Origin of the sequence: Streptomyces sp. AC555_RSS877 (assembly GCF_019049245.1) — a bacterium.
Lineage (GTDB): Bacteria > Actinomycetota > Actinomycetes > Streptomycetales > Streptomycetaceae > Streptomyces.
Genome location: NZ_JAGMUK010000010.1, coordinates 1 through 9,233 on the forward strand (window position 1 = coordinate 1; position 9,233 = coordinate 9,233).

Annotated in this window: 7 protein-coding genes; 3 read left to right on the forward strand and 4 right to left on the reverse strand. The window is 64.6% G+C overall.

Going from position 1 to position 9,233, the window contains the following annotated elements:
* Positions 1-285: 285 nt before the first annotated feature.
* Positions 286-2,052: a hypothetical protein gene (locus KUM49_RS05175; protein WP_217235494.1), complete on the reverse strand. Its 1,767-nt coding sequence runs from the start codon at positions 2,050-2,052 to the stop codon at positions 286-288.
* A gap of 343 nt (positions 2,053-2,395) precedes the next feature.
* Here KUM49_RS05175 and KUM49_RS05180 point away from each other — a divergent pair, with 343 nt between their 5' ends.
* The gene (locus tag KUM49_RS05180; protein ID WP_217235495.1) at positions 2,396-5,740 is read left to right on the forward strand and encodes an ATP-binding protein; all 3,345 of its coding nucleotides are present in this window, start codon (positions 2,396-2,398) and stop codon (positions 5,738-5,740) included.
* Here the strand turns inward: KUM49_RS05180 and KUM49_RS05185 are convergent.
* The 3 genes from KUM49_RS05185 to KUM49_RS05195 all read right to left on the reverse strand — a co-directional run bounded on the left by KUM49_RS05185 (position 5,727) and on the right by KUM49_RS05195 (position 6,665).
* Positions 5,727-5,951, reverse strand: coding sequence for a hypothetical protein (locus KUM49_RS05185; RefSeq protein ID WP_217235496.1), 225 nt, complete (start codon positions 5,949-5,951; stop codon positions 5,727-5,729). The genes KUM49_RS05180 and KUM49_RS05185 overlap by 14 nt on opposite strands.
* A 98-nt stretch (positions 5,952-6,049) precedes the next feature.
* A complete protein-coding gene (locus KUM49_RS05190; RefSeq protein ID WP_217235497.1) occupies positions 6,050-6,223 on the reverse strand; it encodes a hypothetical protein in 174 nt (57 codons plus the stop codon).
* A 256-nt stretch (positions 6,224-6,479) separates the two neighbouring features.
* Positions 6,480-6,665 carry a hypothetical protein gene (locus KUM49_RS05195; protein ID WP_217235500.1) on the reverse strand — a complete coding sequence of 62 codons (186 nt, stop codon included), beginning with the start codon at positions 6,663-6,665 and terminating at the stop codon, positions 6,480-6,482.
* 197 nt (positions 6,666-6,862) lie between these two features.
* On the opposite strand from KUM49_RS05195, the gene KUM49_RS05200 reads away from it, so the two are divergent.
* Together KUM49_RS05200 and KUM49_RS50150 are read left to right on the forward strand one after the other, a co-directional pair.
* Positions 6,863-8,155 carry a hypothetical protein gene (locus KUM49_RS05200; RefSeq protein WP_217235498.1) on the forward strand — a complete coding sequence of 431 codons (1,293 nt, stop codon included), beginning with the start codon at positions 6,863-6,865 and terminating at the stop codon, positions 8,153-8,155.
* Positions 8,156-8,259: 104 nt separating this feature from the next.
* Complete coding sequence (locus KUM49_RS50150; RefSeq protein ID WP_308406548.1) at positions 8,260-8,427, forward strand: helix-turn-helix domain-containing protein; 168 nt, start codon at positions 8,260-8,262, stop codon at positions 8,425-8,427.
* The last annotated feature ends 806 nt before the right edge of the window (positions 8,428-9,233 follow it).

A 9,233-nucleotide genomic window follows, 5' to 3' on the forward strand; every position in this document is an offset into this window, starting at 1 on the left:
AGGTGGCCTCCGCTGCGCTCCAGCCACCTCCATGGCGCTGCGCGCCATGGAGGCCGGGCCCCGCTGCGCGGGGCCCGCCAACGGGCCTGCGGCCCGGGTGGCGAGAAGGGGAGGGCTGGCCCGGGGCACTCTGCATCAGGTGATGCACTGTGTAGCTTTGGCGAAACCAGACCACACCCCTGCTTCAAACTGAAGACCGGATCGACTCTGGAACCAGACCACACCCTCCCCCATCCCCCTGTCGTGGGTGGGGTGGTGCATTTCCTTGAATCCAGTGAACGTGTCCTAGGAATTTTTCATTTGCCGATCTTTACGCAGTGCACTTGCGGGCCCATGAAATGAGTAGTCCCCCCTGGGAGCGTCTTTCTGAGCCAGAGTCCGGTTGAGTAGGTCTTCCCTGTTCTTGGCAAGGACGCCCTTATCCATCAAGACGTCATCAACTATTTCTATGAAAGCGTTCCCAATGGAGGGAGACAGTTTCGTCGCCGTGTTGATGGACTCACCCAGCAACAAGATGGTTAGAGCATCGAGAGCATGCCCTCTAGCCAAATGGATGCTGTCCTCTGCGTCCAAGTCTTCTCTTTGGATTTTTTCAAGGATCTCTCGCGCGCCGTCAAGGCGGACGTTCGCGTGAGAGTGGGAGAACTCACCGAGGGCCCTAGTCAATGCGCTGAGGCGGTTCCAGCCTGCTGCCTTTACCCAATCCTTCGGTGTAGTGGACGACGATGCTTGTAGCTTTTCTGCTTTTTCAGGTTTTTCGGTCCATACTCTCATTCGCGCGGACTGTTCCAAGACGATACGGAGGGAAGCCAGAGCTCGGTCGTCGTCTTCGAGCCAAAGCCAATAGGCTGTGCGCAAAGCTGAAGAGCAGGATGCGGCAGCGTCTCCTGTAGGAGTTCCCTTGAGCCAGACGGAGATAATTCCCGCCATCTCACTAGCAACGATGTAGCGGAAGTTTCGGTTGTCTAGGTGCTTGAAGTCGAGCTCGCCGTTTCTTTCTTTCTCCATGTCGAATGCTGTCAGCGCCCAATTAGCTGCTCGGGCTCGGCGCTCGTAAAAGTGTAGGTGAGCGAATTCATCATCTTGATAAAGCCTTCCAGCTGGTCGCTTTCCCCGCATCACCTCACTGTGCGCTTTTGCTGCGTCCCTCAGGCCGGCCACTGTTCCTGTCTGGAGGCCGCTGGCGGGTAGCAGGGGGAACAGGGACTGGAGTCTGGGAGGTTCTGCGCCTCCGTTCTGTCTCTCGAGCGAGGAAGAGAGTATTTTGAGTGGGAGGTCGTTCATGCCTTGCTCTTCAGCAAGGGCGGCTAGGCACAGCCGAACCTGACGCAGGATGAGCGTTATAACGTCCGAAAGCGCCTCCGACGCATCAGTCAGTGAATTCGGAACTTGTGCGCTGAGGAGCTGACCGGCTTCCCAATGCACCAGATCAACCCACGGGCCACGCCCATGGAGGAAGTTCGACATGGACTCCAGCAATTGAACGGGGTAAACAGCGTAATCACGGCCAATGGTGATTGAGGGGCCGTCTGGGGAGTGCTGTTCGACTTCTTCATCCCATGAAGGTCGTGCTGCATCATCAGTGATGGATTCAGCAGGGCCTATCGATCGCCGAGCAAACGGATAGTTAGCGTGGCACTTCGCCCATGCCCGCCCTGCGTAACTGGCTGCAGATTCGCCCTGTTTATGTACGACGCCGGTGTTGTAGGCGGCATTTTCAGCCCACCTCTCGAACTGAGACCTCAAGATAGTGGCAGCGCCTAGGAACTGTCCACAGAAGAGCAGCCGTGCCGCAGCGTAAACGCTGTCGGTCCCCCAAGCCAAGTGATCTATCCAGTTTCCGCCATAAGAGGACGGGGGCCGCTTTGCGTTGACGCCTAGCTTACGAAATGCGAAATCCATGTAGCCGATGGCGAGCAGGGCCGACATCACCGGCTTAACGGTTTCGGGGGGCAGTTCCGCCATAGCCAGCATGCGCGCGTTGTGACGGGCTATCAGTGCTTCCAGTACATGCCTGCTCTCTGTGGCAGCCATTTCTTCATATTCAGCCATGGTTGATCCACGCCTGCTTGCGCGCCGCTGCGCTCTGTATGCATAGCGGTTGGCTCTTCTGAAGCTTTCGGCTTCCGTTTTCGGTGACTCACGCAGCTCTCGCCTGCGTCGGCTTGCCCTCCCCATGGCCCCTCCTGGCGTAATGGCAACTCCCGTATGATGCCGCAGTAGTTCGTCCAAGTCCTACCCGTTTTACCCCCACGGCGACGCTGCAGAGCCGCCCACACACCGACGCCATGGCCTTGGATCGGCTAGCGGCAGCCACAGCCCTATGGAACGGTCAGGCAGGCCCGGGGGGACCGTTAAGCCGCATGCTTGCGTATGTGAGGAAGGGGCAGAGGACGTGGTGGCCAGCGATGACAGAGCTGACGTCATTCCCGGGTCCGGTGATGTGCAGGCGGGCTCGGCGCTGCCTGAGCCGTCACCGTTGACGGCTACGGCACCCTTGCTGCTGCGCACGCAGGAGTTGTCCTGGGAGGCACTGGAGCATCTGGTGGTGGCGCTGGCAATCCGAGTCGACCACGCTGTGGAGGCCCGGCCCTTCGGGCGTGGTGGCCAGGCGCAGGAAGGGGTCGACGTCGTCGCGTCCTTCGCCTCGCGTTCTGCTGCGGTGTATCAGGCGAAGAAGTACGAGAAGTTCACGGTCTCTGATCTGCGCAAGGCTGTACTCACGTATACCGAGGGGAGTCGGCCCTTCGGGGCGCGGCGTTTGGTGATCGTTACCACGGCGGATGTCCGCGATACCAAGGTCGATGTAGAGCTGGCGCGGTTGCGTGGGCAGCATCATGACCTGGTGATCGATCTGTGGGGTCGGCAGCAGCTGTCCGACATGCTGTTTGCTTTGCCGGACCTGGTGCTGCGGTTCTTCGGTGAGCACACGATGCGAGTGTTCTGCCGGCCACTGTCCGCTGAGGAGGAACAGGCCGATAGCAGCAGTGTGGCTGATCGTCAGGAGCTGGCTGACTATTCGGCCCACTTGGGCCTCTATCTGAGCGGGGATTTGCACGAGCTGGTTCCGCTGACTCTGGAGGACCAAGACGGTACGGAGCAGGTGTCGTCGGCGGGGCTGGCGGCGTGGGTGCGGCCTGGGCGTCATGTTCAGATCGTCGGGGCTTCGGGAACAGGCAAGAGCCATACTCTGACGCACGCGGCCCTCGGGCTGATGCAGGCGGGTTGGCTGGTGATCCTGGTGCAGGCGAGCGTCTACGAGGGCCGCTTGGAGGACAGCCTCGATGAGTGCGTGGCCCCCTTCAGCCCGCATGGCGCGCAGGCCTTGGTGCAAGCCGCCCGGCTGTGGCAGCTGCCGGTCGTGCTGCTCGTGGATGCGGTCAACGAGTGCCCCTTACGGCTGCAGGAGCGGCTGGTGCAGCAAGCCAGCGCCTGGTGTCTCCGCGCCGGGGCAACGGTGGTGATCAGCAGCCAGCAGTTCGTGCGCGTGCCCGCGGCGCTGAGTGGTGCCCGGCTGAGAACAGCCGATCCGGATTCGCAGCAGCGCGTGGCACTGCTGCGCTCACATGGGGCCGGCCAGGAGATGGACGGACCTGACGAGGATGACTGCGCGGTGTTCGATACCGCTTTCGAGTTGTCCTTGGCTGCACAGCTCGCCCAGCGCCTGCCTCCAGGAGCGAGTCGGGCCGCTTTGCTGGAAGCCCGTGTCGGTGAGCAGCTGCAGCACACTTCTCAGCCGACGCTCGCGCGGCAGGTGCTGCACCGCTGGGCGCTGCTGATGGACGAGCGGCTGACCGGTTGGTTGCCGCTTGCCGAAGCCCGGCGGAGCGCAGCTCAGTTGCTGGCAGCACAGGGAGCGGCAGTGAGCACGGTGGACGAGGTTTTGGGATCGTCTGTGGTGCGGGTGCTGCATCACAGGGTCGAGTTCCGGCATGAGTGGTACGCGTGGCTGCTTGCCACCGAGGCCTTGATGTGGCGCTGCGGAAGCGTGCCGGAATTGGCCGGTGAACTGAACCGGACGCACCACCGCGAGCTGGTTGCCTGGGCAGTGTCGCTGCACAGCGATCCGGAAGCGGTACGCAGTCTGCTGCGCGAGTTGCCCGACATCGACGTGCTCACCGAGGCGTTGCGGGGGCGCTTGGGGCCGGTGGCCGATGATGTGGTGCTGACCGAAGCCGGGCGGTGCCTGGAAACCGCTGCTGAAGCGGCGGCCACCAGCCGGGTGGTGTGCACCGACAGCACATACACCGTGAGGCCGAACCGTTCCTGGAGCGGTTACGAGCGGGCAGTGTTCACAGCCGTCGGCACCACTGCCCGCGACGGGCGTCTCCTGGGAGCATTGGCCCGGCTTCTGCGGGAGACCGACCAGGCTTTCCTGCGTGGCTTCGCGCCGGCAGCGAGGCGCTCTCGGCACGTAGTACCGAGCTTGATCGCCGCTGCTTTGAACGGGCCGACGACATCCTCCGGAGGTGTTCATCTGCCTGCTGCGGTGATCGCGGATGCGGCTCGTCTGTCCTGGCCGCGGCCAGGACAGACGAGCCGTCACCAGGCTGCAGGAGCAGACGAACTGCAGCAGTGGATCACATCCCTGGATGACAGCGACGTCGGACTGACCGTCCTGCTGTGCTATCTCCTGCAAGGGACGGACGATCCCATGGCCGCCGCGCTGGCGCCGGCGCTGTTCACCAGTGCCTGGGACAGCGGCGCCAACCAGCTGCGGTTTGCAGGCCTCGATCTGCTCACCGGTGTCCGCACCACCGCGGACGAGGTCACTACGGCGCAGATCATCGAACTGCTGAACAGTCTGCGCACCGACGACGTGTGGGTCTCCACCATGCTCGTCGAGGCACTGCACCGTTACGGCCAGGTCACCTCGCCCTACGCCGCCGACGAAGTCACAGAGGAGATCACTTCGCTTCTCGCCAATCCGAACCAACCCAATGCCCACACCCGTGCACAGAGGATCCTGGAGAGCCAGTTCGAAGACGTCGTCGCTGCACCGTTCGTCGAAGCGATCGACGCCCTGGAACCGGCCGCGCGCCGCGCGCTGCTGGTGCTCGCCGTACGGGAGGGGGACGCCACCTTATTCACGGACGTCTTCCTCAAGGAACTGGTACGCGCCAAGCACCCGGACGCTCTGCCGGCCCTGCAGTACTGGGCCTCTCACCTGCGAGTGCCTTCTCCCTTCTGGCGAGATGCCGTGAGCTGCCATCTGCTCGGCATCGAAGGCTGCGCCGCCCATTTGCCCGCGCCTCCCCCGCTCCTGGACGGCCACCAGAGCAACGACGCCGACGCCTGGCGCTGCTACGGCCACATATTGTTCTGGCTCCACCGCCCCGGCCTCGGCCCACACGAACGAGACGCGCGTTGCGCTTCCCTATGGGAGCAGCTGACCGGGCCTTACCTGAACGCCGCAGTCGATCCCCTGCACCAGTTCCAATACGCCGCCATGCTCGCCCAGGACCCCCGTACCAGCGCGCTCGGCCGCATCATCGACGCCTTCCCCGCCAAGGCTCGCACTGTGCTGCACCACGGCCTGACCGCCCCCGATCACCTGACCTCGCTCTTCCCACACCCCAGGCCTGACGACCGCACCGGCACCGTGCTGCGCCTGCTTGCCCGCGTAGGCGACCACTCCTCCCTTGCCACGCTGGCCACCTACCGCGACCACCCTGCTCTCGGCGGCACAGCCGCAGACACCATCCGCCACATCAACAACCGCACCATCACCGAAACCTGAGTGGCGGGGTGTACCGCTGTGTGGCGAGACACGCCCACGCGGAAGAAGCCACCTCGAAGGCTGACCCCTTGAGCGTGGCAAGCGCTCCCTCGAAGCGGGCCGGCTCACCGGCCATCAGGTGAAGGTCGGGCTTCGGTCGGATCATCGCGATGACCGCCTCGTTGACCGTCATCGCGTGCGAAGCCCCCGAGCGGCCCGCGCTCTTGGGCATGCCGCCCATCTTCTCCGGCCCCCCGGTCCAACTCGAGGCCCGGCTGGGCCATGCGTGGTCGGGGCCCCCGATGTCCCGACCACGCGCGGGCGTGCTGTTCACCGAGCGAGGATCACGCCGACGAGGGCGGCCATCACCGTCACCGCGCCGAACGCGGCGCCAAGAGGCTGGCCCCAGGTCGGGTGGCGGTGCACGGCGTAGGCGGCGCCGGCCGCGAGCAGCACCACGACGACGACCAGGAGCAGCGCGACGAGCAGAGCGAGCGTGGACACGAACGAGTCCCCCTCAGGGTCGGGCACGCCCGGGAGGGGGCATGCAGGTAGTTGGGTGCGGTGGAGCAGGGGTTGCGTGGTCTCCCATGCCAGCACCGGTGGGGCCTGTCGGAGTTGAAGCCGCTGTCGCCAATCAGCCCGGCCTCGAATTGACAACAGACAAAGGTAATAAAAAGGGCGGTCCGGGGGGCGACGCCATAGTCTTCGCTCCGGTGTCCACGTAGACGGCCGGCCCAAGAGCACCCGCCGTGAGGACTCACCGCCGGGCGAGGATCACGCCGACGCAGGCCACCAGAACGGCCGCGGCTCCCGTGGCGACTCCCAGCGGCGTGGCGAGTGCCGGGTGGCGGTACGTCACGTAAGCGAGGCCGCCCAGGAGGATCACGGCGACGAGCACCAGGAGGAACAGGACCAGGAGACGGAGCGAGGACAGCGAGGACACGGAATTCCCCTCCAGCGTGGTGGGTGAGCACCCGGTGCGGGTGCTGCGTCTGCTTCCACGCTGGCGGCGCGGCATAGGCCCTTGACGCAATGCCCCGCGAAAACGCCGGAGGTTGACGAGCCAATGTGTCTGTATACGGGCTGCGGCTTCAAGATCTGACAGATCCTGAAGCCTCGTCGAAGCGGAGGGGGAGGCACATGTCCACCAGGATCACCATGCCCACCGAGGAACAGCTGGCGCCCGGCCCGCTGCGTGAACTGATCAGCGGCCTGCATCGGCTCTATATGGATGCGGGAGCACCGTCGTCGCGGCAAGTCAGTGCCGCGATCGAGGCGGACTCCGGTGCCCGGGGTGCGCCGAGCTATGAGACGGTCAGCGCCATCCTGCGCCGTCCTGCCCAGGTACCGCGCTGGGAGAACGTGCAGTCGATGGTCCGCACGCTGGCCTCCTGGTCCCACCGCCGACCCGACATCGATGCTGAGGTCAGCCGTTTCCACCAGCTCTGGCAGGCCGCCGAACTCGCCCCAGCGGCCGACGGGGGAGAGAACGGTGCTCCGTGGCACACCGATCCCGCCGATTACAGTCGTCCACTCCCCAAGGCCATGGCTGCCCTGACCGAGCCTCACAGCTTCGTAGCGCTCCTGGAGCAGATGGACAACGAGGGCCAGGACCGGCTGCTGCCGCCGCTTGCGGCCGCATTGTGGAGGCCGCCCCAGTCCGCGAAGTACTGCATCGAAGTCATGGACGAGTTCCACAGCGCGGGCCGTTCGAAGCTGGCCCACACCGTCATGGTCGCCGGCGCTCTCAGCGACCAGTTCCAAGAACTCTCGGCGGAACTCCGGGCGCTAGGCCGCCGTGAAGCCGACCAGGTCCTCGAAACAGCACACCGGTACATGCCTCTCCAGCGCGTTTGGGAGCACGCGGCAACACTGGCCCCGGACCCCAAGAGCACTGGCGATGCTGCCCCGGCGCGTCTCCTCTTCGAGGAGATGACCCAGCACCGCGACCCGTCAGAACTCGTCAACCTCCTCGCGTCCAACGAGGTCCAAACGGCGATTGGTGACGGCCGGGAGCAGCTCGTTGACACTCTTCTGACCGCGATCGCCACCACCTACGGCGAGGAGCAGCTGCTCGAGCTGACCGATCACATGCGTGACGCCGGACTCGCCGCGGAGACCAGCCGTCTGTGGCGCAGCATCGCCGAAGAGCGCACCCCACTTGCCCCCGTGCTGCGCGCCCTGCGCGACAGCGAAAGGATCTGGGAGACCACTGCCGTCCTGCGACGCCTGATCCCCCAGCTGCTCCTCAGCCCGTACCAAGACGACGCCACCACGCGTGCAGCACGGATGAGCGCCGTCCTCGATGAACTCCCGAAAGCCGGCCTGTACGAGGAGACGGAGACTCTTCTCCAGCTCATCGCCGACTACTACCGCTCCGAGGAACGTGCCAAGACTGAGTACGAGGTTCTGCTCACCCCCTACAGGCTCTGAACTCACCTGGCGATGCCACAACTCCGCCCGGAGCCCAATACCGTCTCCACCCGGGGCGGAGGGCCTGCGAGCAGTGGGACGTCGGGCGTCACAAGCAGCACCTCATACGCCACGCTCGCGGCCTGCTCGCCGATCCGGAAAACACCATCACGTCCATCGCCAAGCTGCTGGGAGTCTCCCGCACCACGCTTTACAAGTACGTACCGGAGCTGGCGACCGGACGCGACTCGTTGGTGCCGAACTCCCGCAAGCAGTTGCCAGAGTCACGGTGACTCTGGCTCCCTGCCTCCTTCTCAGTCCTTTGGCTTCCTCCATCGGCGGACCACCCACGTGCAGAAAACGGTGGCGCCGGCCGTGAGCAAGCTGGCAGGCAGTTGAGTCAGCAGTCCCTGAGCCACAAGCTCGAGCGCTACTTCGAACATCTCGTCCTCCCGGTGAATCCATCAGGTCTCACCCAGGTTCGAACGGCGGAAGGGGCCTCTGACGTGCGCTGACGCCGCAGTACAACTCAGCACGTCTTCCGACGACTTCGGACGCTGTAGTTTGTTGTCGGACGTTGTAGGACAGTTCTGGACGGCTGCACTCGGGGGACACCATGCCTAGACTCACGGCTCCGTTGCTGCCCGTCGGCCCTCGGAAAGACTTGAGCGATGCGTTACATGCGCTCCATCGACAGGCGGGCTGGCCCTCCGTGCGTGAACTGGCACGGGAACTCGACGGAGCAGCCAGCTCCAGCCGGATCCATGACGCATTCACCAAAGCCCGGTTGCCCATGTGGGGGCTCGTGGAAGTGCTCGTAACAGAGCTGGCCCGCCGCGTACCAGGCGGTACACCAGCAGATCAGACAGTGCATCGCTTCCATACCTTGTGGGACGCCGCAGCCGAAGCCCTCCCTGGACCCAGCAATGAGTTGGACGCGCCGTTTTTGGCCGCCGTCTCGCTCGGTGAGGCGGGAGACCCGGCCGGCGCCGCCACCGCCCTCGCCGAACTCCTCAAGGACCAGACCCGCGTGCTGGGCGCCGACCACCCGAACACCCTCGACACGCGGTATTGGGCTGCTCGCTTCCGCGGCGAGGCG

What these genes read in the sequence shown, in the direction of transcription:
- KUM49_RS05175 (WP_217235494.1), bottom strand. Translation starts at nt 2,052, where the DNA reads ATGGCTGAATATGAAGAAATGGCTGCCACAGAGAGCAGGCATGTACTG.
- KUM49_RS05185 (WP_217235496.1), bottom strand. Translation starts at nt 5,951, where the DNA reads ATGCCCAAGAGCGCGGGCCGCTCGGGGGCTTCGCACGCGATGACGGTC.
- KUM49_RS05200 (WP_217235498.1), top strand. Translation starts at nt 6,863, where the DNA reads ATGTCCACCAGGATCACCATGCCCACCGAGGAACAGCTGGCGCCCGGC.